Origin of the sequence: Arthrobacter psychrolactophilus, assembly GCF_003219795.1 — a bacterium.
Lineage (GTDB): Bacteria > Actinomycetota > Actinomycetes > Actinomycetales > Micrococcaceae > Specibacter > Specibacter psychrolactophilus.
The window spans coordinates 22,806-47,104 of record NZ_QJVC01000017.1; the positions used below are offsets into that span (position 1 = coordinate 22,806).

A 24,299-nucleotide genomic window follows, 5' to 3' on the forward strand; every position below is an offset into this window, starting at 1 on the left:
CTTGCCTACCCCGCGATGAGCGCCTTGAGCGCCGCGACGTGAATGGAGTATGCGCGCGAGCCCTCGGGCGTGAGTGCCGCCCAGGTTTTGACGCGCCCCAGCCCCTTGGGCTTGCTCAGCTTTACATAGCCGGCTTCTTCTAAAACCTTGAGCTGCTTGCTGGCCACGGAATCGGCGACGCCCAGCATGTCCCGGATGGTGGCGAACTCGGCCTGCTCGAGGGTGCTGAGAAAAGCGCAGATGCGCAGCCTGTTAGGCGCATGGATGATCTCGTTGAGGCCCTCGCTCATGATTTACCTCGTAGCTGTGAACGCAGGGCTCCGTCAAAGCGTCGGCCAAAGACGTTCACGGCAATGAACACGAGCGCTCCAGCTGCCCAGGCAGGCCAATGCATGCCGTGCTCCGCATGGAAGTAAAAGGCTGCGCCCATTCCCGCCACCATGAGGACAACCAGTGGCAGCGTCCACCACGTTGCCTTGCCCGCCTTGAGACCGTTGATCCACACGCCGGTCTGCTTCTTGTAAGTACCCATAAGAATGCCCAGACCCAGGAAATACACAACAGCGACGGCAATCATCACGCCAGTTCCACCAATCGTGTAGGCGACCACGAAAGCAGCGGCCAGAAGGCCGAGGATCGGGTGATACCACCACGGAGTCGTCAGCCGCTCAGCAGCCTCGGAGCGAACCTGATCAATCGAGGCCAACGCTGCAGCGGCGTCCTGCGAAGAAATGTTTTCCATAGTGGAAAGTATAAACTCTTTCCAGAGTGGAAAGTCAACCCTGGCCCATTCCCCACCCCAAACGCCATCGAGTACGCAGTCGTTGGATGAAAACCCTCGATTTTCGGGTTGTCTCATCCACCAATTGCCTCCTCGATGAGGGGCGGTAAGCGGTGGCTACTGTTCCGGGTTCTCCGGAGCCTTCGGAGCTGGAACTTCCGGCTCAGCAGGCTTCGGCGCCTCGACGCGGATGCCGTACTGCGGGCGACCGTCGGGCAGATCGGGGAACTGGCCGCGACGCGGCCCATCCAGCGGAGCCTGCCCGGGGCGATCAGTGTTCTCGGCGCCCGCAGTATCGCCTGCGGCAGGTTCTGCCGGGGCGTAGGGGTCGTGCCAACCTTCCGGACGGGTCGGCGCGGCACCCGCGGCAGGCGGCTGGACCGGCGGGCGGTAGCCCTGGTCCGGTGTGCTGTGAACCGGACGCTGGGCGTTGGAGTTCATGGGCAGCTGCGCCAGCAAGCGGCGAGCTTCGCCGGCGACCTCCGGAGCAACAATGACGTCGTAGCTGGAGGCCAGCACCTGATTGGTGGAGGTGAAGTCACGTTTACCGCGCTGCGCCGCGTAACCGATGATCGCGAACAGCATCCAGAGGGCTGCACCCAGGAGCACGGCCGTGAAAACGTTGATGTAGGGAGCTCCGGCATTGTTGGCCGAGTCAAAGAAAGAGAGCATGACGCCAATGAACAAGCCAAACCAGGCGCCGGTCATGGCACCGCTGAGAGCAACTCGCGGGTAGCTGAGCTTGCCGGTCACGCGTTCTACGATTTTTAGATCATTGCCCACGATGGAGACATAGCGAACGGGGAACTTCTCGTCAGCGAGGTAGTCAACCGCCTTCTGCGCATCCAGGTAGGAAATGTAGGAACCGATTGTTTCGCCCGTGGGAACGAGGCGTGCCTCGTCCAGGGGCCGGGTGCGTCCAAAGAGGTTTGCCATACCCCCATTGTTCACCATGTTCCTGCACGTTGGCTGGAGTATCGCTGGTAGTGAAACGACCTCTCTGAAACATTGTTTGGGATATTGCCAGATAAGGGAAGTAGCCTGTATCTGTGAGCACTCAACCTACCCGCATTTTTGTCGCACGCCTCCTCGGTCTGGACGTCTTTGACCCCATGGGCGACAGGCTGGGCAAGTTGCGCGATGTTGTCGTCTTGGGCCGTCGGCAAAACACCGCACCCCACGCCGTCGGCATCGTGGTGGAGGTCCCCGGCAAGAAACGTGTCTTTGTGCCCATGACGCGTCTGACATCCATGGACCAATCCCAAATCATCTGTACCGGGCTGGTCAATCTGCGCCGCTTTGAACAGCGCGGGGCCGAACAATTGGTCGTTGGCGGCATCTTTGACCGCAAGGTCACCCTCGTCGACGATGGCACGGTTGCCGTCATCGAAGACATCGCCATGGATCAGCAACGCAACGGCGACTGGCTCATCACCAAGCTCTTTGTCCGCCGAGGTTCCTCCACGTCTCGCCTGCGTGGGCTGCGCCGCGGCCACACCATGCTCATCGATTGGTCCGAGGCCCACACCGAATCCGCTGCGGAACCGCAAAGCGCCACACACTTCGTCGCCACGCATGAGGATCTCAAGCCGGCCGACTTCGCCGACGCCCTGCAGGAGATGAGCGACAAGCGTCGTGTTGAGGTCGCCAGCGAGCTCCAGGATGAGCGACTCGCCGACATCATGTCGGAGCTTCCTGAGGACGATCAGGTCACCTTGCTGACGGCTCTGGATAACGAGCGCGCTGCCGACGTTTTGGAGGAGATGGACCCCGACGACGCCGCCGACCTTCTCGCCGACCTCCCCCAGGCCAAGGCCGAAGAGCTCCTGCTGCTCATGGAGCCGGAGGAAGCCAAGGACGTCCGCCGACTCCTGCAGTACGAGGAAGGCACCGCGGGAGCCCTCATGACCCCCGTGCCGGTCATCCTGCCGCCCGAAGCCACCGTCGCAGAGGCCCTCGCGCATGTTCGCAGCGAGGACCTCTCCCCGTCATTGGCCTCGACAATCTTCATTTGCCGTCCGCCCATGGAAACCCCCACGGGTCGTTTCCTTGGCGTGGTCCACATTCAGCAATTGCTCCGCAGCGCACCTCCAGAACAACTGGGCACCCTCGTTGATAAAAACCTTGAGCCGGCGTCGGACCAGGACGACATCAGCACCGTCAGCCACATCATGGCCTCGTACAACTTGAACTCACTTCCCGTAGTTAACAAGGAAGGGCGCCTCGTCGGTGCCGTCACCGTCGATGACTTACTGGATCATCTATTACCCGAAGACTGGCGCACGCACGATGACGGTGCCCCCTTTCGGAAGCTAGGAGGACGCATTGGCTGAGCGGCATCATGCAAAGGGCGGCGGCCTCGATACCCCGATGGAGCTGAAGTCTCGGCTCCTCCCGAACCTCACGAGCGACCCGGATCTCTTCGGCCGCTTCGCCGAACGCTTTGCCCGCTACATGGGCACGGCAAATTTCTTGCTCTACATGACCATTTTCGTGATCGTCTGGATCGCAGTGAACGTCATTGGTCTGTTCGGATTGAGATGGGATCCGTACCCGTTTATTTTGCTCAACCTGTTCTTCTCCACACAGGCCTCCTATGCCGCACCCTTGATTTTGTTGGCACAGAACCGGCAGGATGACCGTGACCGGGTCCAGATCGAGCAGGATCGTTCCCGCAATGAGCGTAACCTGGCCGACACCGAGTACCTGACGCGTGAGGTCGCGGCGCTGCGCATCTCCCTGCGCGAGGTGGCCACGCGTGACTTTGTCCGGTCCGAATTGCGTAGCCTCCTCGAGGAGCTCATCGCCCTTCAGGACGCGGACGACGCCGAGGATGCCCGGCCCACGAGCGGCTCCTCCAGCAAGAACTCCTCGACGAAAAACGGCTCCTCTAAGCGCTCCTCTAATTCTTAAGGTCTTACCCCATGCTTTCCCCATCCGAACTCCTTGCCGCCCTCGCCACGGTCATCGATCCCGAGTTGCGCCGCCCCATCACGGAGCTCGGCATGGTCGAGTCGGTCTCCATGGACGACGCCGGAGCGGTCACCTCCGTCATCCGTCTCACGATCGCCGGTTGCCCCCTTCATGAGACCATCACCCGCGACGCTACGGATGCTTTGTTAAAGCTCGACGGCGTCACGGACGTCCGCGTGGACCTCACCGTCATGACGGCAGAGCAACGCGCAGAACTCAAGGAGCGCCTCAAGGGCGGCGCCGCCGAACGCGGCATCCCGTTCAATGCCGAGGATTCCCTGACCCGGGTGTACGCCGTGGCCAGCGGCAAGGGTGGCGTGGGAAAGTCCAGCGTCACCGTCAACCTGGCCTGTGCCCTGGCAGCCAAGGGCTTGCGTGTGGGCATTGTCGACGCCGATATTTACGGCTTCTCCGTTCCCGGACTCATGGGCATCAAGCAAACCCCTACGCGGGTTGATGAAATGATCCTGCCACCCGTCGCCCACGACGTAAAGGTCATTTCCATTGGAATGTTCGTGGCGGGCAATCAGCCTGTTGCATGGCGTGGCCCCATGCTGCACCGAGCCTTGGAGCAGTTCCTCGGGGATGTGTACTTTGGCGACCTCGACATCTTGCTGCTCGATCTGCCGCCTGGCACGGGCGATATCGCCATCTCCGTCGCGCAGCTCTTGCCTAAGGCCGAGATTCTTGTCGTGACCACCCCGCAGGCCGCCGCCGCGGACGTGGCCGAACGTGCCGGTGCCATCGCCGTCCAAACAGGCCAGAAGGTTGCCGGGGTCATCGAGAATATGTCATTCCTGACCTTGCCCGACGGCAGCACCATGGAGGTCTTCGGCTCCGGAGGTGGGGAGATCCTCTCCCAGCGCCTGAGCCAGACCGTCAACGCACCGGTTGAGCTGCTGGGCCAGATCCCCTTGGACGTGGCCCTGCGTGAGGGTGGCGATGCCGGCGTGCCCATCGTGCTCTCGGCTCTCGAATCACCGGCAGCGCTGGCGCTGATCAGCATCGCAGGAAAGCTCGCCGTACGCCCGAGGGGCCTGGCCGGCATGAAGCTAGGCGTCACCCCTCGCTCCTAAAACACTCCCTAAACGCCGCATCACTTTCCGGCCATTAAACGCCAACGCCGCATCACTTAAAGTGATGCGGCGTTGGGGTAGCTGAGGGTTTAGGTCGCTTCTACATCGAAGGGGGCCCGCTCGCCTTCGGCCAAACGTTCAATCTCCGGAGCTGCCGGAAGTGCGTCACCGGGCTGCGCCTCGGCGCCTTCAATGCCTTTGAGCTCGTCCTTGCCCATCATGGATGCGATGGCGGCGCCGGGAGCCATTTTCAACGACTTGAGGTTTTCCACGTCATCGTCGTCCAGCAACGCCTCGCGAATGATGCGGCGCGGATCGTACTGGCGGGGATCGTATTTCTTCCAGTCGATGTCATCGATATCAACGCCGGCTTCTTGCTTAATGGTTTCGCGCGCGCCGGAAGCCATCTTGCGTACCTCGCGAATGAGGTTCTTCAGCTTCTCCAGGTAACCGGGGAGCCGGGTGGGGCCAATAAGTAAGACTGCCAGGACGACAATCAGGATCAGCTCAGGGGTATTGATACCAAACACGTTAGGAAGATTACCCTCTCAAGACTCAAAGCAACGATTCCTAGCGGTAACGCTCGAAAGTATTTAGCTTATTGACGTGGATTCAACTTTTCGGCCACCATCGTGAACGGTGCTGGCCAGCGGGAAAAGTCTAGCGTGCCCCAGCGATGCGCGGCAGCACCAACAGCGGCTTTCGCGGAGGGCGCAGCTCCTTACCCTTCGCCCCATCGCGTCCCGGCGCCCTGTCGGCCAGCGATTCGCGCAGCATGGCGCGCCCTCGGTGGATGCGGGAGCGCACGGTCCCCAACTTGATATTCAGGGCCAGAGCCACCTCGTCATAGGAGAGGCCCTCCATGTCACACAGTACGACGGCGGCACGAAAGTCTGGCGGCAACGCCTCCAATGCGGCGGCAATGTCGTGGTCCAGATTGTTAAATTCAAAGGTTCGCTCGGGGCCAGGATCGTTTCCGGGCAGTCGTGCGGCGGCATCTTCTGACAACGCATCAAAGCGAATGCGTTGTTTACGGCGTGCCTGATCGAGGAAGAGATTCGTGGTGATGCGGTGCAGCCAACCATCGAGTGTGCCGGGTTTGAAATTGGCGAGGGACTTAAAGACGCGGACAAAAACCTCTTGGGTGAGGTCCTCGGCGTCGTACCTATTGCCCGTCAAGCGAAAGGCGAGCCGGAAGACCTTGGCCGAGTGGTTATTGACAACTTCGTCCCATGACGGCGTGACCCACTCGGTGAACTGTGTAGTTTCCATATTCTCCACCTCACTTCTTCTGCTTTCCTGCGGTGCGGAAAATCGGCCCTGGATATCCTCCGGGACGTTTCCCTCGAGTCAACCTAGTCTGCCAAATGAAGCTGACATTTTGCTGAACGGCCCCGGCCCCTCCCCTGAGGTGTTGAGGCAGTAGGCTAGAGGGAATCATCGCAACAGTTTAGGAAATACCACCCATGAGTGCCGATAAATCCACCAGCTGGTCCTACGCAGAGGGCCTACCCGTGGAAGATAGTGTCCTGCGACGTGCCCGCGAACGCTCGCACGAGCTGGGCCTGTTCCCCGTCAGCCCGGGAGTCGCGGCAGCCTTGACCGTCCTGGCCGCCACGTCGAAGGCACAAACGGCCGTGGAAGTTGGCACCGGCGCGGGCGTTTCTGGCGTTTCTATCCTGCGTGGCTTGGGCCCGCGTGCGGTTTTGACCACGATCGATCCCGATATTGACCATCTACGCGCGGCGCGCGAGGCCTTTACCGAATCCGGTTCCCCCGCGAACCGCACCCGCACTATTTCCGGTCGTGGCCAAGATGTCCTGCCGCGTCTGACGGATGAGGCGTACGATCTGGTGTTCATCGACGCCGATAAGCCCAGCTTCCCGGAATATGTTGAGCAGGGCATCAGGCTCTTGAAGTCCGGCGGTCTTTTGATCATCAATGACGCCATGGATAAGGATCGCGTCTCCGATCCCGCCATTCGCGAGAACAGCACCGTGGTGTTGCGCCGCGTGGGCAAGATGATCCGCGAGAACGATGCCATGGTCAGCGCCATGCTGCCCACCGGCGATGGCCTGTTGCTGGCCGTCAAGCGTTAACAACGCGCCAGCCTAGAACAAAAAGAACCGGCGGACAGCTTGTGCTGTCCGCCGGTTCCTTTATTTAAGTCTTCGTTGCGGACCTTATTCGGTCACGCCTACCAAGCACTCCTTGAGGCTTGCTGCCTCATCTGCATTCATCTCAACTACGAGCCGTCCGCCACCTTCCAACGGCAGTCGAAGGATCAGGCTCCGACCCTCTTTAGTCACTTCCATTGGACCGTCGCCGGTCCTCGGTTTCATGGCCGCCATCAGGAGCTCCCCTTTTTGTAGTGCATTCACGCCGCGCTTGAGTTTTCCTCAACGAGCCGTTTGCTGTTGTCTTGCTCACAGCCCATTATTCCGTATGCGAGGGCCCGGGCGCTAATCGGAGCGTTCCTCGACGCGTCGCCGCGGGTAGCTTTTTGTCATTTAGCTACCGATTAGTAACCTATGCCGCAGGCTTTAGGGAGGCCAGGCCTGCCCCGTGCTGATCGCGGAAAATTGCCACAGCCAGACAACCCAGACGATCTGCAGCACCGAGAACATGACCAGCACACTCCAGCGGTACGCGCGCGACCCCGAGATCAGGGCGGCGGCCAGCGCCAGCGGGAACAGCGGCAGCAACATCCGGAAGGTGCTCGACTGCGGATGCAGCACGGCCAGCAGGTACAACAGGTACATGGCGCACCACACGCGCAGCTCAAGGCCGATCTTTCGTACCGCCGCCGAATTCAGATAGAGCGCCACCAGGGCCACAAAAAGTATCGGCAGCAGCGGACCCCAGAACGGCCCCACGAGCTCGATCCCGGCGTCGAACCAGGGCTTGAACAACACCAAATCCGAGCCGCGCCACGCTGTTTCGGTGTCGGTGTACGCCGTCCGCTCCCCCGTCACCCACCACGCGATGCCCATCCAGGCGAACGCCATGATCCCGCTGGCCACGAGCAGCACCACCCCCGCCACCTGGTCCCGTGGCGGGAACGGCTGCTGCTCCCGCTTCCGCCAGCGCAGCAGCAGGTGGACCAGTACGACGGCGGCAAACGGCACACCTGCCGGGCGCGAGAGGCACAGCAGCACCACCATGGGCAACGACGCCCAATAGTTTTCCTTGATCAGCAAATATAGTGCCGCGGCCAGGAAAAGCAGACCCAGCGATTCGGCGTAGGGAACCTGCAGCACGGGAGAGACGGGGAACATGGCGAAGAACGCCACACCCCACAGGGCAGTTCCGGGTGAGGCAAAGCGCCTGAACAAGAGGTAGATGACGAACGCCGCGCCGAGTCCGGCCACGGTGGCCACGAGGGCGCCTGCGGCCGGCCAGCCCAGTCCAGTCACGGTACTGAGGCCACGGGCTAGGAACGGGAACACGGGATAAAACGCCCATTGATTGGGCTGGGCTGTCCCGTCATCGTTCCGCGGGATCGAGGTGGGATATCCGCCGTCGAAAATTCTCTCGTACCAGCCAGCATCCCAGCGATCGATGAACGTCAGGTAGTCGGGTTGCCGTCCTCCCCAGGGCGATTCCTCGGCATGCCATGCTGCGCCCAGCAGAATCGCGAAGCTCACGAGGCGGGCAGCGAGGAACAGCACGCTGACCTGCAGCCACCAAGGGGCCCTGCGCAAGGGACTCAGGAGCCGGCCCAGCGCCGTGAAGATCGCGTCATTGATCGTGGGGGCGCCGGCGCGGTCCTCTCGTGAACGGGTGAGATTCTCGCCGCGTATTCTCACTCTGGTTCCGTGCCGCCAGCCAGCCAGCACTCCGCTTGGTGGTCGTTGACCACACCGATGGCCTGCATCATGGCGTAGGCGGTCGTGGGGCCCACGAAGGCAAAGCCACGTTTCTTCAGGGCCTTGGCGAGTGCCTTGGACTCATCCGTTTGGGCCGGGATGGCCTCATCGGCGGATCTCGGGGCCGGAGTGTGCTCGGCGATGATGGACGCCAGGGTCGTGCCCTGGGGAAGAGCCAAAAGGGCCTTGGCATTGGCGATCGTGGCGTTGATCTTAAGACGGTTGCGCACAATCGAGGCGTCGGCCATCAGCCGGTCAAAGTCTGCCGGTCCAAACGCGGCAACGGCCGCCGGGTCAAAGTTGCTAAAAGCGGCCCTGAACGATTCCCGCTTGCGCAGAATCGTGATCCAGCTCAGTCCCGATTGGAAGGCCTCAAGGCTGAGCCGTTCAAAGAGTTCGGCTTCACCGGTGACGGAGCGGCCCCATTCCTCGTCGTGGTAACGCTGATAGAGCTCATCACTCTCGAGCCCGGGCCAGCCACAGCGGATCTTTCGCTCAGCACTCACGAAGCGTCAGCAGCCGTGCCGGTGCCCGCGAGAGAGGCTTCGAGCTCGGCAATGCGCGCATTCTTGACGGCCAGCTCATCGCGCAAGAGATCAAGCACCTCATCCACCTGGTCCATGCGGTAGCCGCGTAGTCCCAGGGAAAAGCGCAGACGATCCACGTCGGCCGGCACAGGCTCCCCCGGCAGCAAGACAGGTGGCAGATTGGCCACCGGTGCTGCCAGGGCATCGTCGTAGACGGGAGCTGTGGCGTGGGGCCGATTCAGTCCCACAACATAAATTGCAGCCCCGGCGGCCAGGATCACGGCAAGAAAGATCAGGAAATAGCTCACAGATACATGGTGCCAGATGTGCAGCGCCTTAGAGCGTTATGACCGTTAACTCTCCTGCGCGGCGAGCTGCTCCCCGGCCTTGCCCGCCAAGACAAGGGCCACGGCTTCCTCGGCCGTGTCCGCGAGTGAGAAGATGTCCAGGTCACCGGGTGAGACCAGCCCCTCGGTCACCATGGTGCTACGGATCCAGTCGAGCAAGGGAGCCCAGAAGTTTCTGTCGACCAGCACGATCGGGAAGCTGCTGACCTTGCCGGTCTGCACTAGGACCATGGCCTCAAAGAGCTCATCGAGCGTTCCCAATCCGCCGGGCAACACGATGAAGCCCTGCGCATATTTCACGAACATGGTCTTGCGGGCAAAGAAGTAACGGAAGTCGACGCCCAGGCCGACCCACTCGTTCATCCCTTGTTCAAAGGGCAGCTCAATGCCTAAACCAATGGAGAGTCCCCCGGCTTCGGCGGCCCCGCGGTTGGCTGCCTCCATGGAGCCCGGGCCACCGCCGGTGATGACGGCTACGCCGGCCTCGACGAGACGTCGCCCCACCTCCATGCCGGTGATGTAGTAGGGGGAATCGGGCTTGGTGCGTGCCGAGCCAAAGACGCTAATGGCCGGGCCGACCTCGGCGAGCGCGTCAAAACCTTGGACGAACTCGCTTTGGATCCGCATGACGCGCCACGGGTCGGTGTGGGTGAAAGCGCTGCTGCGTGGTGTCTCAAGAAGTTTCGCATCAGCGGTCTGGTGGGTGGCACCGTTTTTTCGCCAGGCGCCGCTTCCGGGAAGCGGCGAATTAGTGTGGCGGCTGGATTCAGTAGGTGCACTCATGCACCCAAGAGTACGCGAAAGCCACCGTGTCCAGCCTCACAAGATCTCGTTAGGGTTACGATCCTGCTCGAGATGTCCAAAAGCATTACCGGTACTTGTGAATATGGATAGATTCATTGCATGACAAATCCCGCACATGCTCCCGCACTCGTGGAGCTTAAAGCTGTCAATAAGCACTACAGCGCCCTCCACGTGCTCAAGGATATTAACTTAGAGGTCGCCAAGGGCGAAGTCTTGGTTGTCATTGGTCCCTCCGGGTCCGGCAAATCAACTCTGTGCCGCACCATCAACCGTTTGGAGACCATCGACACCGGGTCCATCACGATTGAAGGAAAGGAACTTCCCGCAGAAGGCAAGGAACTGGCTCGTTTGCGTGCCGATGTGGGTATGGTCTTCCAGTCCTTTAACTTGTTTGCGCACAAGACGATTCTGGAAAACGTCACGCTGGGACCCATCAAGGTCAAGGGCATGGCCAAGGCCGACGCCGACAAGCTCGCCTTGAGCTTGTTGGAACGAGTCGGCGTTGGGCATCAGGCAGCCAAGCTGCCGGCTCAGCTCTCCGGCGGCCAGCAGCAGCGCGTCGCAATTGCACGAGCTTTGGCAATGAAGCCAAAGGTCATGCTGTTCGACGAACCCACCAGTGCCCTTGACCCCGAAATGATCAATGAGGTCTTGGACGTCATGGTCGAGCTGGCTAAGGACGGCATGACCATGGTGGTTGTCACCCACGAGATGGGCTTTGCTCGCAAGGCAGCCGATCGTGTCATTTTCATGGCAGACGGCCAGATCGTGGAGGAAGCTACTCCCGAGAACTTCTTCACCAATCCGCAGACAGACCGGGCCAAGGACTTCCTCTCGAAGATCCTGACCAACGGGTAAATCACCCAACCGACGATTTCCGGCTGCTTCAGCCCTCATTACACCGGCCGTGATGGCCGATTATGAAAGGAACCTCTCTTGAAAAAGTTCTTTAGCAAGACAACTCTCGGCTTCGCCGCACTTCTGACGGCATCAGCCCTGGCCATGACCGGCTGTGGCGGCGGCGGCGACACCGCTGGCGAAGGCTCCGGCGACGCTCCCGCATTTGAGGTCGCCAAGGATGTTGCCCTGACCGGCAGCCCCACCTTTGACAAGATCAAGTCCTCCGGCGCAATCCGCATCGGCGTCAAGGAAGATCAGCCCGGTCTGGGCTACCTCGATGCAGCCACGGGAGACCGCACCGGCTTTGATATTGAAATCGCCCGCTGGATGGCTGCTTCTCTCGGCGTTGCCGCGGACAAGATTGAATTCAAGTCCATTCCTTCGGCCAACCGTGAGACTGCACTGGCCAATGGCGATGTTGACCTCTACGTGGGTACCTACTCCATCACCGACAAGCGCAAGAAGCTTGTTGACTTTGCCGGACCGTACTTCGTGACAGGCCAGGGCCTCCTGGTGGCAAAGAGCAACACGGATATCACGAGCGAAAAGGACCTAGCCGGCAAGAAGGTTTGCTCCGCTACCGGTTCCACACCGATCCAGAACATCAAGGAGAACTTCCCGGAAGCGACGCCAGTCGAGTTCGATATCTATTCCAAGTGTGTTGAGTCCTTGAAGAATGGCGACGTTGACGCCGTAACCACCGACCAGGCCATCCTGTTGGGCTTTGCTTCGCAGGACCCTGAGGCTCTGAAGGTTGTCGGTGAGCCGTTCACCACGGAGAACTACGGCATCGGCCTGAAGCTCGGTGACACCGCGCTGCGTACCTTCTTGAACAAGACACTCACCGATGGTGGCGCCACCTGGACCAAGATCTTCGATTCCACCTTGGGTCTCTCCGGTACCAAGGTGACACAGCCTGAGGTCAACCAGTACTAAACCCGCCAGTGGTGGTGTTACTTTGGCCTGCGGGCTAAGTAACACCACCACTTCGTCCTCTCTAATTCACTGAAAGTGACACTGGCCTGTGAATGTAATTACTGATAACAGCGACCTGTTCCTGACAGGTTTCAAGAACACCGGGATCCTGTTTGTCATCTCAGCGTTCTTCGCCCTGATTCTGGGCACCATCGTTGCTGGCATGCGCGTTTCTCCAGCCCCGGCCATGCGCGCCGCCGGAACTGTTTACGTCAATTTTGTCCGCAATACCCCGCTCACGCTGATCTTGGCCTTCTTTGCCCTGGGTTACCCCAAGCTGGGATTGCCCTCTGTTGACTTCCTTGCGGCGGCCGCCATTGGCCTCTCGCTCTACACGGCCACCTACGTTTCCGAGGCGATCCGCTCCGGTATCAACACCGTGTCCGTGGGTCAGTCTGAGGCAGCCAGAGCCATTGGCTTGCCTTTCATGCAAACCCTGACCTTGATCGTTCTGCCCCAGGCGTTCCGCTCCGTGGTTCCGCCGTTGTTTAGCGTGTTCATCGCCCTGTTGAAGAACACCACGGTTGCCGCTGGGTTCTCCGTTTTCGAGGCCGGTGCTATTCGTGCCTACCTCAGCGAACGTGGCGAACCGTTGTTGCCTGGTTTGTTGTGGGTTGCCTTGATCTTTGTGGTGTTGGTACTGGGCATTTTGACACCGCTGCAACGCTACCTTGAGAAGAAGTGGAGGGTAGCGCGATGAGTGCAGTACTTTTCGATGTTCCCGGCCCTAAAGCCCGCACGCGCAACGTCTACCTCAATGTCGTCACTGTTGCCATCGTGGTGGGCGCTATTGCTTTCATCATGTTCCGCTTCTATGAGTCTGGGCAGTTCACAGCTAAGAAGTGGGAGATCTTCACCTTCCCGCGTGTTCAGGAGACATTCCTGAAGGCCATTGGTGCCACGCTAAGTGCCTTCGCCGTTGCCGCCGTCGGCAGCATCGTGTTGGGTGTGCTGTTGGCCTTTGGCCGTCTCGCTGACACCAAGTGGGTTCGGGTCCCGTGTTACTGGTTCACGGAGCTTTTCCGTGCCGTACCGCTGCTGATCCTCATGATGATCATGTACTACGGTCTGCCGTCGGCAGGCGTCAAGGGCATCACGCCCTTTATCGCCGTCGTGGTTGGTTTGATCTTGTACAACGGTTCGGTACTGGCTGAGGTCTTCCGCGCCGGCATTGAATCTCTACCCAAGGGGCAGCGCGAGGCCGGTTTGGCTATTGGCATGTCAAAGGGGCAGGTGCTGCGCAGCATCTTGCTACCGCAGGCTGTTCGTTCCATGCTTCCGGTCATCATTGCCCAGCTCGTCGTCATCATGAAGGACACCGCGCTCGGCTTCCTCATCACCTACGACGAGATCCTCAAGTACGCCAACTTCCTCGGGTCCCAGGGCCAGTACGGCTCCCCCGTGGTTCCGGCGCTCATGGTGGCGGCCGTCATCTACGTTGGTCTGTGTTTGGTGCTCTCCGGAGTTGCCAAGTTCACCGAATACAAGATGTCATCTCGCGTGAAGGTCATCAAGGCCAAGGTCGGACTCACGAGCTGATTTGGGCCTCTGGCCATAACGACGGCGGGAGGTTCCCTTTTCGATGAAAAGGGAACCTCCCGCCGTCGAACTTTAACCGCGGTTTAGGCCAACCAGCGTCGCAGGGCCGCCAAGCATTCGCGGATGGCGTCGGCATGGACATGCTCGTTGTCGCTGTGCGCCAGCAAGGCATCGCCGGGGCCAAAGTTGACGGCTGGAATACCCATCTCGCTCAGGCGAGCAACGTCTGTCCAGCCGTACTTAGGCAGGGGTTCGCGGCCTACGGCGGCAACAAACGACGCGGCGGCAGGAGCGTTGAGCCCGGGGCGGGCGCCGGCCGAGAAGTCGGTGCGCACCATCTCAAAGCCTTCCAACAGTTCACGAACGTGCGCCTCGGCTTGGTCCGGGGTCTTATCCGGAGCGAAGCGGTAGTTGATTTCTACAACGCACAGATCCGGAATCACGTTTCCGGCCGTGCCACCGTGCACCTTGACGGCGTTGAGCGACTCACGGTAATCCAAGCCGTCAACGTTGATCGTGGCGGGTTCGTACGAGGCGAGCCTGGCCAGAATGGGAGCCGCGGCGTGAATGGCGTTCTCCCCCATCCACGCACGCGCCGAGTGGGCAGCCTTGCCGCGCGTCGTGGCCTCAAAACGAATCGTGCCATTGCAGCCACCCTCAACCGTGCCGTTCGTCGGCTCCAGGAGGATACCGAAATCGGCGTCGAGCAGTTCCCGGTTTTCCCGAACCAGACGACCCAATCCACTCTTGACGGCAGCCACTTCCTCGTGGTCGTAGAAGATGAAGGTGACGTCCTTGGTCGGTTCGGTCAGCGTGGCAGCGAGGGCCAGCTGCACGGCGACCCCACCCTTCATGTCGGTAGCGCCGCGACCGTAAAGCACCTCACCGTCCCAGCTGCTCGGGACGGTACCGCGCGATCCCGGCGTCGTGGGCAGCGGCACGGTGTCCAGATGCCCGGCCAAGATGACGCGCTCATCGCGTCCCAGCGAGGTCCGCGCCACGATCGAGTCACCATTACGCGTAACCTCCAGGTGCGGCAGGGCCCGCAGCGCCACCTCGACGGCGTCGGCAATGGCCCGCTCGTTCGCCGAGACGCTCTCAATGTCCATGAGCGCCGCCGTCAGGAAGGCCACATCCTGGGTCAAATCAAGAACGACGGTGCCTGCCGGGCTCATCCCTCCCGGGTCGCCTTGGCCGGTTGGCAAGGAGGTGGACTGGGCGGAGCTGGTGGCGTTGGTCATTAGACCAGTTTAGCGGCGCAGCCTCAGCGCCGAATCGCGGACAGCGCCGCGTGGGGCCTGCTGCCAGGATCCTGACGAGTCTGAACGTCTATCGTGTCAAAGCCAGCGTCATGCAACAGGCCGGTCAACTCCGCCGCCGAGTGAAAGTACGCCGTAGCGACCGCATGCCCAAACTGCGCTCCCGCCTCGCCGTCGAAATAGCCCACGAGGAGCCGTCCTGCCGGCACGAGGACGCGAGCCAGCTCAGCGAGAACAGCGGGTAGCTCCTCCGGTGAAAAGTGAATTAAGGAATACCAGGCAAGAATTCCCTGAAGACTCCCGTCAGCCATCTCAAGAGCCTTCAGGGAACCCTGCGCAAATGCGACGTCGGGAAATCGGATGCGTGCCGTCTCTATGAAGTTCGGCACCAGATCGAGTCCGGAAATTTCAGTTCCCTGCCGGTGCAGGAATTCTGTCCACTGTCCTGGCCCACATCCGGCGTCGAGTATGGGTCCAGAAATTGGCTCGGCCCACTGCGTGATGCGCTGTCGATCAAGCTCATGCACATCCTCGATCGAACCTAGAAGAGCCGTGTATTCCGATGCTCGAGCGGCGTAGGCCTGGCGCACTTGCTCTTCTGTCATGCGATAAGTGTAGGTTTTCCTCTCGCCGCTACCTGAGCTCATGACTCTGCTGAAATCGATTCGTTAAGGGTGGAAGAGAATCCTGCCGTCGAAAGCGCGGGGAAAATTGCCCGGCAGCCAGGGCGGCGAGCGCGAGGGCAAAACCGGCAAGTTGAAGGTTGTCGAGGGTCTCTCCTCCAATCGTCACACCCAGGCTGGCTGCGACCAGAGGAGAGAGCAGTCCCAGAAGTGCTGTTGCCGTGACGGGGAGTCGGCCGATCCCGCGAAACCACAATGTGTAGGCCAGAAGGCCGCCGATAAGGCCGAGCCAGAGGTAGCCGGCCACCCCAGCTGCGTCGATCCGGGCGGGGATGCCTTCAAAGACTAGGGTCGGGATCAAGAGCACGAGACCGCCTGCGGCGAGTTGCCAACCGGCGAATCCCATGGCGCTAAGACCCGGAGGACGCCCCCACCGTTTGGCCAGGATCACCCCAACCCCCATCGCCGCGGAGCCGCCGATACCGGCGGCAATGCCCACCGGATCGAAACCCGCACCGGGTCCCAGCACCACCAAGGCAACACCGCCCACACCCACGAGTCCCCAGCCCAAGCGCCACCATGATAGGCGCTCCGCCAGCACAAGGACGGCCAGAATCGTGACAAGGATTGGTTGAGTAGCTCCGAGTGTTGCCGCCACCCCACCGGGAAGGCGACCCGCGGCGATAAACAGCAAGGGAAAGAACAGCCCAATATTCAGCGTGCCAAGAATGGCCGACTTCCACCACCACGCGCCCTTCGGAAGTTTGCGCGCGATCACCAGCGCAATGACGCCGGCCGGCAAGGAGCGCATCAGGGCGGCGAACAAAGGATGCCCGGGCGGCAACAATTCCGTGGTCACGATGTAGCTCGTTCCCCACACGATGGGGGCGATTGCTGTCATGAGCGTGGCGGTCACTCGGGTGCCGACCGAATTCGGCGCGATATGGCTAGTATTTTTCTTCACCGATAAACTATCGCGCCACAGGTATCAATGAGTCCAACACATAGTTATCATCCCAGCGATCGTGTGACACGATAGATCAATGGAATTGCAGCAATTGCGGTACGTACTGGCCGTCGACGAGGAACGAAACTTCACACGAGCGGCAGAAAAATGCCATGTTGTGCAGTCCGCACTGAGCCACCAGATCAAGGCACTGGAACGTGAGCTCGGGGTACTGCTCTTTGCCCGCAGCAGCCGCCGGGTCGAGCTGACGGCGGCGGGAGCAGCATTCCTGCCTGCCGCGCGGGTCGCCCTGGACGCGGCAGATCGGGCGGCGGCTGACGCCGTGGCCGCAACAGGTGAGATCCGCGGCAAATTGTCCATCGGCATCATCCCCACCGTCACCGGCATTGACATCCCGGCAGCCCTGGGACAATTTCATCGCAGCCATCCGTCGGTACAGATCAGGATCAGCGTGGGAGGCAGCGAGGAGTTCATCTCCGCCATCCGCGACGGGGCGATGGATGTTGCCGTCCTGGGGCTACCAGATGCCGTCGTCCCTGTTCGAGTCGCAAGCAAAGTCATCACCCGAGAACGCCTTGTCGCTGTCATGAATTCCACGCACCGCCTCGCCGGACAGGGCCAGCTACTTTTGAGCGATCTGGCCGATGAAACGTTCGCAGACTTTCCTTTGGGCACATCGGGTCGCGCGCAGTCCGATCTCAGTTTCTCTTCGGCGGGTGTACCACGGCGGGTGGCCTTTGAAATGATGAATACCGAATCACTCCTCGCTCTGGTTGAGCAAAACCTTGCCATTGCCATGCTCTCCCCCGCCCTCATTCCGGATGGCCGCGATTTTCTGGCTGTTCCGGTTACCGACGGCCCCACTCGAATTGAGTATCTGGCGTGGAGTGATTTCAATCCCAGCCCCGCGGCTCTGGCGTTCCTGGGGCTCGTACACTAGCAGCCACCGATTGTTCGGATGTTGAAGGTCGAAAAGAATTCTAAAAACTCTCCAATCCGCTTCCCCTAGTGCTCCGAAGTACTACCTGACAGCCCACCGTTGCAGACCAAGAAATTGAGAAGCGACTCGGGAGAAGCACCACGGAATCATTCCGCCTTCACACTACGGAGAATCATCATGAACATCACCCAGAAGCTTGGAACCCGTAAGAGCATCACCATGGGACTCGGTCTCCTGGCCGTTGCAGCCTTGGGCATGACGTCCTGCAGCTCGGCCAGCACACCCAGCGCTTCCTCTGAGGCACCCATGGCGACTAGCGCTCCGGCGCCGGCCACCAGTGCAGCCATGGACCCGGCCTCGGATCTTGTCGGCTCGGGCTGTGCAGCGTACGCAGCAGCTGTCCCCGATGGAGCGGGCTCCGTCGCTGGCATGGCCGCCGACCCGGTTGCCACGGCGGCCTCCAACAACCCGCTGCTGAAGACCCTCACCGCAGCCGTCTCCGGCCAGTTGAACAAGGATGTCAACCTGGTAGACACGCTCAACTCCGGCGACTTCACAGTCTTCGCACCCGTTGACGATGCATTCGCCAAGATCCCGGCAGCAACCATCGAGGGCCTGAAGACCGATTCGAAGACCCTCACCTCCATCCTGACCTACCATGTGGTTCCCGGCCAGTTGGCTCCCAGCGCCGTTGCCGGCGAGCATGCAACGGCTGAAGGCAGCAACCTGGAGGTCACCGGAAGCGGCGACAACCTGATGGTCAACGGTGCCAAGGTGATCTGCGGCGGCGTCAAGACCGCCAACGCAACCGTCTACCTCGTCGACACCGTCCTGATGCCGCCGGCCAAGAAGTAACTCCGGCTTCTCACGGAACAAAATGCAACACGTCTTGAAGGGAATGGGCTCATGGGCACGGACCGTGGCAAGGTAGACACTATGCGTTTACCTTGGATGCGGTCCGTGGAGCCTTTGGCACCACCAACCCATGAGGATCTAATCCGCCTCGTCGCCCTAGGCGACGAGGCGGCCTTTGAAGAACTCTACGATGCGGTGGCACCACGGGTCTACGGACTCGTTCGCCGCGTGGTTCGAGACCCGGCACAGAGTCAGGAAGTCACCCAAGAAGTCTTTGTTGATGTTTGGGCGCAAGCTTCCCGCTTTGATGCGGACAGAGGAAAGGCCATGTCCTGGATTCTTGTCATAGCCCACAGACGGGCCGTTGACAGGGTTCGTGCAAGCCAAGCCAGCGCGGATCGTGACTTGCGCCAAGGCATCAAGGAATTCCAAGAGAGTTATGACAATGTGGCAGACACTGTGGAAACACAGATGGAGGCCGAACGGGTACGTAAAGCTTTGGAGACTCTCACAGATCCGCAACGAGAAGCTATCAGCTTGGCGTACTACGGTGGATATACCCATCAGGAAGTAGCCGAGCTGCTCAAAATCCCGGTTGGGACAGTTAAAACGAGAATTAGAGACGGCATGATCAGGCTCAGGGACAAGTTAGGGGTGGCGTGATGGAAAAACAACTACATCTACTGACCGGCTCCTACGCCTTGAACGCCTTAAACAACGGTGAGCGCAGTGACTTTGAACGCCATGCACTCACCGATCCCCAGACACTGGAGGAAGTGCGCAGTCTGAGCGAGACCGCAGCGCTCCTGGCGTTCGGGACGGCCGAGGAAACACCACCACCGGCTCTCAAGGCCAACGTCATGTCCGCGATTCGCAATACCCGCCAGCTGCCGGCTAGTTCGGTGGTGCGAGACATCTCCTCCGCCCGCAGCGCCAAGTCGAGGTCCGAGAGCGGAGCCACGCAGCGCCGTCGTTGGGTGCCGGCCCTAAGCGCCGCGGCCGCACTGGCACTTTTTGCCGGCGTGGGAGTTGGTGGTTGGGTTGCTGGCCAAAACTCTTCCGAGCAGGACATCAAGGAACAGCTTGTGGCCTCACAGGCACAGCAGCAAGCAATGCTTGCCCTGATGAGTTCCCCTGACGCCCAAATTGCCACAACTCCGCTCTCCAATGGCGGAACCGTGACAGTTGCATCGTCCGGCAAAGCCAACAAGGCAGCTGTCATGGTCAATGACATGCCACCGCTGCCAGAGGGCAAAACCTATGAGCTCTGGTTCATCTCCGCAGCAGGAGCAGTGCCAGCAGGCTTAATGGACAGCCCCAAGGGTCCGGCCATGCAGCTGCTCGACGGCGACATGGGCGGCGCAACTCACGTTGGCATCACCGTGGAACCACTGGGTGGCTCGGAGAAACCCACCACAACGCCCATACTGGTGCAGGAAATCTAGAAACCTTCGCCCTCAGGAGCAATCCGGAGGGCGTGTGGCTCCGAAGTACCAGCACGTACTTCTACCGGATACCAAGCGGTAGCCAATAAAGAGTTCAAAGGAGCCTCCCATGGGCAAGCGAAGCACGGAGTCTAAAAAGCAGGACTGGCGAACAGTCGGTGTGGGGGCGCTAGCCGGGCTGATCTCGGCGGGTGTGCTGTTCGCCATCGCCGAATTGATTGCCGCATTCTTTGGACCGGTGGCCTCCCCCCTGACATCTGTGGGTTCCACCTTCATCGATTTCACACCAGCGTGGATGAAGAACTTTGCCATTGCCACGTTCGGCACGAATGACAAGATGGTGCTCCTATTGTCCATGGGGATCGTTGCGGCTCTGCTGTCGGCAGTTGCCGGAGTCGTGGCGCTGAAGTCCCTGCGCATAGCTATGGGGATGGTCGGCGCCTTTGCCCTCGTCATGGCGGTCTGCATCATTACCCGCGCAGGCGCTGGCCCCTTCGACCTGCTCCCCCTTCTCGTTGGAACGGCCGCCGGTTTGTGGGCGCTGCGTTTCCTGAGCCAGAGTTTGCTGACCCAGCCGGGCACCCGCGGAACTGAGCAAACGGATCCTGTACCAGGAGCGGCCCCCAGCCGACGCATGTTCCTGATCAAGTCTGCAACATTGGCCGGTGTTGCCATTGTTGCCGGGTTTGGCGGCAGCGTCCTTTCGGCCTCAAGGAACACGGCCAGGGCATTCCGTGACGCCTTGAAGCTACCGTCCCCGAAAATCAAGGCAGCGCCCCTGCCAGTCGGTGTCCAGGCTCCGGTGGACGGCGTCACGCCATTCGTGACACCCAATGAGGACTTTTACCGCATCGATACGGCCTTGATTGTTCCTGAGCTGGACCCTGAGACGTGGGAATTACGCGTCCATGGAATGGTGGAAGAAGAATTGCGCATCACCTTCGATGAGCTCCTGAAATCGGAACTGATCGAATCGCATGTAACCCTGACCTGTGTTTCAAATGTTGTGGGTGGAAATCTCGCCGGCAACGCCAAATGGTTGGGTTTTCCCTTGCGTGAGGTATTGGCCCGTGCCAAGCCGACGGCTGGCGCTGACATGGTTTTGTCCACCAGCAGCGACGGCTTCAGCGCCTCGACTCCCCTTCCCGTGCTACTGGACGACAGGGATGCCATGCTGGCGATCGGCATGAACGGCGAGCCGTTGCCCTTGGAACACGGCTTCCCGGTCCGCATGGTGGTTCCCGGGCTTTACGGTTTTGTCTCGGCCACCAAGTGGGTTGTTGATCTAGAGGTCACTACCTTTGCCGAAAAGGCTGGCTACTGGACCTCCCGCGGCTGGTCGTCGCACGGGCCCATCAAGACCGCGTCACGGGTTGAGGTGCCTCGCGCATTCGGGCGAATTCCAGCCGGAAAGGTGTCCATCGGCGGCAGCGCATGGGCGCAAACCAAGGGCATCTCGAAGGTGGAGATCCAGCTCGACGACGGCGCTTGGCAGGAGGCCACGCTCGCGGCCGAGGCCTCAATAGACACGTGGCGACAGTGGTCGTTTATCTGGAACGACGCCCCTGCCGGCACCCACAAGGTCCGGGTTCGCGCCTATGACACCGGTGGAGAGCTGCAAATTGAGGACCAGGCGCCCCCGGAGCCGGATGGTTCCACAGGCTGGCACTCCATCAACTTCACCGTGACCTAAACTGTGTCCAGAACAGGTAGCAGATGTTGGGGACCTGCGGCTGCCTCGATAGACTTAGGCCATGACTGAATCTGCGCCGTTGACCGACCGTTCCGCCCATGGCTTTGGCCTTGCCACCATCACAGATTCCGGCACTGTGCTGGATGTCTGGTTCCCCGCCCCCGCCCTTGGTGTTGCGGCAGATGCCCTGGGCCAGACCCCAGAGGCTAGCCCCGAACTTTCCGCTCTAGCCGAGGCCGGCACCGACGCCGACCGCGGCGTGCACCAGAGCGTTGTCTTTGCCCAGATCAACCTCGACGCCGAACCCGCCGACGCCGTCGACGCTTACCTGCGCCTGCACCTGCTCTCCCATTGCCTCGTCACCCCCAACAGCATCAATCTGGACGGCGTCTTCGGCAAGCTCAGCAATGTCGTCTGGACCAACTTCGGTCCCGCGGCCGTCGAGGGCTTCGAACTCACGCGCGCCAAGCTGCGCGCACGCGGTCCTGTGACCGTCTTCTCCATCGACAAGTTCCCGCGCATGGTGGACTACGTTGTCCCCGCAGGCGTGCGCGTAGCCGACGCCGACCGTGTCCGCCTTGGCGCTCACTTGGCACCTGGCACCACCGTCATGCACGAGGGCTTCGTGAACTTCAATGCCGGCACGCTCGGCACGTCCATGGTTGAGGGCCGCATCTCCGCCGGCGTCGTGGTGGGCGATGGTACCGACGTTGGCGGCGGTGCCTCCATCATGGGCACCCTGTCCGGCGGCGGCACGCAGCGCATCACCCTGGGCGAGCGCGTCCTCCTCGGCGCCAACTCGGGCGTGGGCATCAGCATTGGCGATGACTCCGTCGTCGAGGCCGGCCTGTACGTCACGGCCGGTACCCGAGTGCGCGTTGTGGGCCCCAAGAACGACGACGGCGAAGACACCACCGTAATCGTCAAGGCCAGCGAGCTTTCCGGTGTGGCGAACCTCTTGTTCCGCCGCAACTCCACGACGGGTGAGGTCGAGGTACTTCCTCGCCTCGGCACCACCGTTGCCCTGAACGAAAGCCTGCATGCTAACTAAATACCTGCCTACCGCAGTTGCATACCCAGAGGGTGGCCGGCGATGAAAAGCCGCGCCGCCCTCTGGTGGCTCTTGATCCTTTTCCTCGTCATCGCCGTCATAATCGGTGGCGGCATCTGGGTCGTCACCACCGTCAAAAATGCTTTCGCCCCGGGTCTTTCGCTGGGCTGCACCGCCAGCGTTGCCGACCAGCAGTACTTTTTAGCACTGGACCAAACCGAAAACGCCGCGCTGATCTCCTCGATCGCCATTCAACGTGGCATGCCCGCACGGGCCGCCACGATTGCCTTAGCCACGGGGATGCAGGAATCCAGACTGCGCAATATTGATTACGGCGACTTGGATTCGGTGGGTCTGTTTCAGCAACGGCCGTCTCAGGACTGGGGCACGGTGGAAGAAATCATGGACCCCGTGTACTCCACCAACGCCTTCTACGACGTGCTCTCCAAGGTGCCCGATTACATCAACATGCCCATCAACGACGCCGCGCAAATCGTCCAACGCTCGGGATTTCCCTACGCCTACGCACAGCACGAGCCGCTGTCGCGCGCATTTGCCTCAGCATTGACGGGGCAGTCACAAGAGGCTCTCAATTGCACCCTACCTCCCGTGACCAGCAGCAGTGCACCGGATGTTGTGATTGCCGCCGCGCAAACTGCAGTGGGTCAGGTCAGTGCCACAACCTCGATCGATGGCGCTGGAACTACGGTTCATTTCTCCGTGCATGAGGCCTACGGCTGGATGCTGGCACATTGGGCGCTGGCCAACGCCAACCAATTCGGCATTAGCCAGGTCAGCTACGACGGCCAGGCCTGGGACCGCAACTCTAATGCTGACGGCCACAACAAGGGGTGGGCGCCCAGCACTTCGACGACCGCAGGCCAGCTCACCATCGTGTTGCCGGCCGCCACACCCTAGGAGAGACTAAACCAGCAGCTCCACGACGGGCTGGACGTAACTGCGGAAAACATCCTGATCGGCCAGCAGATGCGAACTCATGATGAGCCGGTTTGGCTCAATGAACCAGGCCCGCTGCTCCGCGAGGGGCACCTCCACAATGGTCAAGGTGAAGTCGCGGGCGCTTCTACCTAATTCCATCTCGCGGTTTTGCACGAGATCGGCGAGGATCTTGTGCCCGCCCAAGGTTTCCCGTTCCGCGCTCATGATGGAATACAGCTGTGTTTGCTCCCTAGACCAGCTCAGGGCGGCCCCGTAATGCGCGTGCGCGACTCGTTGCAGGGCGGGCATACCGGCCAGCTCGGGAAAGTCCGGAGGCGTGAGCTCATAACGGCCATCGGGAAGAGCCTTGAGCAGCCTGCCCCACCAAACCTCCCATTGATCGCGCAGCGCGTCGGTGCCACCCACGGCCGAGGTCAGAAGGGAATGGTCGGCCGCCCGAATCGAGGGGACCACATGCGATAGGGACGGCGTACCTGCTCCGGCAAGTCCTGCCACGTCCCGTAAGTACAGTGCCAACAACATGGGCGTGCATGTGTCCATGGTAATTCGCCAGCCAGGTCCACCGGTGTGATGCATAGTTTCTGCCTCCAGCCTGCTGCTCAGCAAGAGCCGCAATCCCTCTTACTAGGCTACTCCGAAGCAGCCAGCTCGGCACTCCCCTTCAGACGCCGCATCACTTTCAGGGCTTTAAACCGTTTCGCTCCCTCAATGAGTG

Annotated in this window: 29 protein-coding genes; 15 read left to right on the forward strand and 14 right to left on the reverse strand. The window is 60.8% G+C overall.

Annotated features, from left to right (window positions below):
* Positions 1-5 precede the first annotated feature (5 nt).
* The 3 genes from CVS30_RS13760 to CVS30_RS13770 form a co-directional block, all read right to left on the reverse strand.
* Positions 6-290, reverse strand: a complete 285-nt coding sequence (locus CVS30_RS13760; protein ID WP_110485905.1) for a transcriptional regulator — start codon at positions 288-290, stop codon at positions 6-8.
* The gene (locus tag CVS30_RS13765; protein WP_110485906.1) at positions 287-742 is read right to left on the reverse strand and encodes a hypothetical protein; all 456 of its coding nucleotides are present in this window, start codon (positions 740-742) and stop codon (positions 287-289) included. The genes CVS30_RS13760 and CVS30_RS13765 overlap by 4 nt, the downstream gene beginning before the upstream one ends.
* Positions 743-898: 156 nt before the next feature.
* Complete coding sequence (locus CVS30_RS13770) at positions 899-1,717, reverse strand: YflT domain-containing protein (RefSeq protein ID WP_110485971.1); 819 nt, start codon at positions 1,715-1,717, stop codon at positions 899-901.
* Positions 1,718-1,830: 113 nt separating this feature from the next.
* Here CVS30_RS13770 and CVS30_RS13775 point away from each other — a divergent pair, with 113 nt between their 5' ends.
* The 3 genes from CVS30_RS13775 to CVS30_RS13785 are packed head-to-tail and all read left to right on the forward strand — an operon-like array spanning position 1,831 to position 4,830.
* Positions 1,831-3,114 carry a magnesium transporter MgtE N-terminal domain-containing protein gene (locus tag CVS30_RS13775; protein WP_110485907.1) on the forward strand — a complete coding sequence of 428 codons (1,284 nt, stop codon included), beginning with the start codon at positions 1,831-1,833 and terminating at the stop codon, positions 3,112-3,114.
* Positions 3,107-3,694, forward strand: a complete 588-nt coding sequence (locus CVS30_RS13780) for a DUF1003 domain-containing protein (protein WP_370801070.1) — start codon at positions 3,107-3,109, stop codon at positions 3,692-3,694. The genes CVS30_RS13775 and CVS30_RS13780 overlap by 8 nt, the downstream gene beginning before the upstream one ends.
* An 11-nt stretch (positions 3,695-3,705) precedes the next feature.
* Complete coding sequence (locus CVS30_RS13785; protein ID WP_110485908.1) at positions 3,706-4,830, forward strand: Mrp/NBP35 family ATP-binding protein; 1,125 nt, start codon at positions 3,706-3,708, stop codon at positions 4,828-4,830.
* Between the two features lie 89 nt (positions 4,831-4,919).
* Here the strand turns inward: CVS30_RS13785 and CVS30_RS13790 are convergent, their stop codons facing one another.
* Positions 4,920-5,360 (reverse strand): twin-arginine translocase TatA/TatE family subunit, encoded by a 441-nt coding sequence (locus CVS30_RS13790; RefSeq protein ID WP_110485909.1) that lies wholly within the window; start codon positions 5,358-5,360, stop codon positions 4,920-4,922.
* A gap of 130 nt (positions 5,361-5,490) precedes the next feature.
* Positions 5,491-6,102 (reverse strand): RNA polymerase sigma factor SigE, encoded by a 612-nt coding sequence (sigE, locus tag CVS30_RS13795; RefSeq protein WP_110485910.1) that lies wholly within the window; start codon positions 6,100-6,102, stop codon positions 5,491-5,493.
* A 194-nt stretch (positions 6,103-6,296) separates the two neighbouring features.
* Between sigE and CVS30_RS13800 the strand changes: the two genes are divergently transcribed.
* Entirely contained in the window at positions 6,297-6,929 is a 633-nt protein-coding gene (locus CVS30_RS13800) for an O-methyltransferase (protein ID WP_110485911.1), read from the forward strand.
* 84 nt (positions 6,930-7,013) lie between these two features.
* Here the strand turns inward: CVS30_RS13800 and CVS30_RS13805 are convergent, their stop codons facing one another.
* From CVS30_RS13805 to CVS30_RS13825, 5 genes are all read right to left on the reverse strand, one after another.
* Positions 7,014-7,181, reverse strand: coding sequence for a DUF3117 domain-containing protein (locus CVS30_RS13805; RefSeq protein ID WP_110485976.1), 168 nt, complete (start codon positions 7,179-7,181; stop codon positions 7,014-7,016).
* A 192-nt stretch (positions 7,182-7,373) separates the two neighbouring features.
* Complete coding sequence (locus tag CVS30_RS13810; protein ID WP_245934609.1) at positions 7,374-8,639, reverse strand: putative hexosyltransferase; 1,266 nt, start codon at positions 8,637-8,639, stop codon at positions 7,374-7,376.
* Complete coding sequence (locus tag CVS30_RS13815; protein ID WP_110485912.1) at positions 8,636-9,205, reverse strand: DNA-3-methyladenine glycosylase I; 570 nt, start codon at positions 9,203-9,205, stop codon at positions 8,636-8,638. The genes CVS30_RS13810 and CVS30_RS13815 overlap by 4 nt, the downstream gene beginning before the upstream one ends.
* The gene (locus tag CVS30_RS13820) at positions 9,202-9,534 is read right to left on the reverse strand and encodes a DivIVA domain-containing protein (RefSeq protein ID WP_110485913.1); all 333 of its coding nucleotides are present in this window, start codon (positions 9,532-9,534) and stop codon (positions 9,202-9,204) included. Before CVS30_RS13820 ends, CVS30_RS13815 begins: the two co-directional genes overlap by 4 nt.
* Positions 9,535-9,579: 45 nt before the next feature.
* A complete protein-coding gene (locus CVS30_RS13825; RefSeq protein ID WP_110485914.1) occupies positions 9,580-10,356 on the reverse strand; it encodes an LOG family protein in 777 nt (258 codons plus the stop codon).
* A 120-nt stretch (positions 10,357-10,476) separates the two neighbouring features.
* Here CVS30_RS13825 and CVS30_RS13830 point away from each other — a divergent pair, with 120 nt between their 5' ends.
* The 4 genes from CVS30_RS13830 (at position 10,477) to CVS30_RS13845 (ending at position 13,791) form a co-directional block, all read left to right on the forward strand.
* Positions 10,477-11,235, forward strand: a complete 759-nt coding sequence (locus CVS30_RS13830) for an amino acid ABC transporter ATP-binding protein (RefSeq protein ID WP_110485915.1) — start codon at positions 10,477-10,479, stop codon at positions 11,233-11,235.
* A 144-nt stretch (positions 11,236-11,379) separates the two neighbouring features.
* Complete coding sequence (locus CVS30_RS13835; protein ID WP_110485980.1) at positions 11,380-12,213, forward strand: glutamate ABC transporter substrate-binding protein; 834 nt, start codon at positions 11,380-11,382, stop codon at positions 12,211-12,213.
* Between the two features lie 88 nt (positions 12,214-12,301).
* Positions 12,302-12,952 (forward strand): amino acid ABC transporter permease, encoded by a 651-nt coding sequence (locus CVS30_RS13840; RefSeq protein WP_110485916.1) that lies wholly within the window; start codon positions 12,302-12,304, stop codon positions 12,950-12,952.
* Complete coding sequence (locus CVS30_RS13845) at positions 12,949-13,791, forward strand: amino acid ABC transporter permease (RefSeq protein WP_110485917.1); 843 nt, start codon at positions 12,949-12,951, stop codon at positions 13,789-13,791. The genes CVS30_RS13840 and CVS30_RS13845 overlap by 4 nt, the downstream gene beginning before the upstream one ends.
* An 83-nt stretch (positions 13,792-13,874) precedes the next feature.
* Here the strand turns inward: CVS30_RS13845 and dapE are convergent, their stop codons facing one another.
* The 3 genes from dapE to CVS30_RS13860 form a co-directional block, all read right to left on the reverse strand.
* A complete protein-coding gene (gene dapE, locus CVS30_RS13850) occupies positions 13,875-14,966 on the reverse strand; it encodes a succinyl-diaminopimelate desuccinylase (protein WP_110485982.1) in 1,092 nt (363 codons plus the stop codon).
* A gap of 89 nt (positions 14,967-15,055) precedes the next feature.
* Positions 15,056-15,655: a class I SAM-dependent DNA methyltransferase gene (locus CVS30_RS13855; protein ID WP_110485918.1), complete on the reverse strand. Its 600-nt coding sequence runs from the start codon at positions 15,653-15,655 to the stop codon at positions 15,056-15,058.
* A 28-nt stretch (positions 15,656-15,683) separates the two neighbouring features.
* Positions 15,684-16,637 carry an EamA family transporter gene (locus CVS30_RS13860; protein ID WP_306418781.1) on the reverse strand — a complete coding sequence of 318 codons (954 nt, stop codon included), beginning with the start codon at positions 16,635-16,637 and terminating at the stop codon, positions 15,684-15,686.
* A gap of 79 nt (positions 16,638-16,716) precedes the next feature.
* On the opposite strand from CVS30_RS13860, the gene CVS30_RS13865 reads away from it, so the two are divergent.
* The 7 genes from CVS30_RS13865 (at position 16,717) to CVS30_RS13895 (ending at position 23,542) form a co-directional block, all read left to right on the forward strand.
* The gene (locus tag CVS30_RS13865) at positions 16,717-17,580 is read left to right on the forward strand and encodes a LysR family transcriptional regulator (RefSeq protein WP_110485919.1); all 864 of its coding nucleotides are present in this window, start codon (positions 16,717-16,719) and stop codon (positions 17,578-17,580) included.
* 177 nt (positions 17,581-17,757) lie between these two features.
* The gene (locus CVS30_RS13870; RefSeq protein WP_110485920.1) at positions 17,758-18,435 is read left to right on the forward strand and encodes a fasciclin domain-containing protein; all 678 of its coding nucleotides are present in this window, start codon (positions 17,758-17,760) and stop codon (positions 18,433-18,435) included.
* Between the two features lie 81 nt (positions 18,436-18,516).
* Positions 18,517-19,098 (forward strand): ECF RNA polymerase sigma factor SigK, encoded by a 582-nt coding sequence (sigK, locus tag CVS30_RS13875; RefSeq protein ID WP_110485986.1) that lies wholly within the window; start codon positions 18,517-18,519, stop codon positions 19,096-19,098.
* On the forward strand, positions 19,098-19,880 hold the full coding sequence (locus CVS30_RS13880) for an anti-sigma factor (protein ID WP_110485921.1): 783 nt from the start codon (positions 19,098-19,100) through the stop codon (positions 19,878-19,880). Before sigK ends, CVS30_RS13880 begins: the two co-directional genes overlap by 1 nt.
* 109 nt (positions 19,881-19,989) lie before the next feature.
* A complete protein-coding gene (locus tag CVS30_RS13885; RefSeq protein WP_110485922.1) occupies positions 19,990-21,573 on the forward strand; it encodes a molybdopterin-dependent oxidoreductase in 1,584 nt (527 codons plus the stop codon).
* Between the two features lie 61 nt (positions 21,574-21,634).
* Positions 21,635-22,624, forward strand: a complete 990-nt coding sequence (gene dapD / locus CVS30_RS13890) for a 2,3,4,5-tetrahydropyridine-2,6-dicarboxylate N-succinyltransferase (RefSeq protein ID WP_110485923.1) — start codon at positions 21,635-21,637, stop codon at positions 22,622-22,624.
* Positions 22,625-22,666: 42 nt separating this feature from the next.
* Positions 22,667-23,542 carry a hypothetical protein gene (locus tag CVS30_RS13895; RefSeq protein WP_110485924.1) on the forward strand — a complete coding sequence of 292 codons (876 nt, stop codon included), beginning with the start codon at positions 22,667-22,669 and terminating at the stop codon, positions 23,540-23,542.
* Between the two features lie 6 nt (positions 23,543-23,548).
* Here CVS30_RS13895 and CVS30_RS13900 read toward each other — a convergent pair whose 3' ends face one another.
* A complete protein-coding gene (locus CVS30_RS13900) occupies positions 23,549-24,160 on the reverse strand; it encodes a hypothetical protein (RefSeq protein ID WP_110485925.1) in 612 nt (203 codons plus the stop codon).
* Positions 24,161-24,299: the final 139 nt, after the last annotated feature.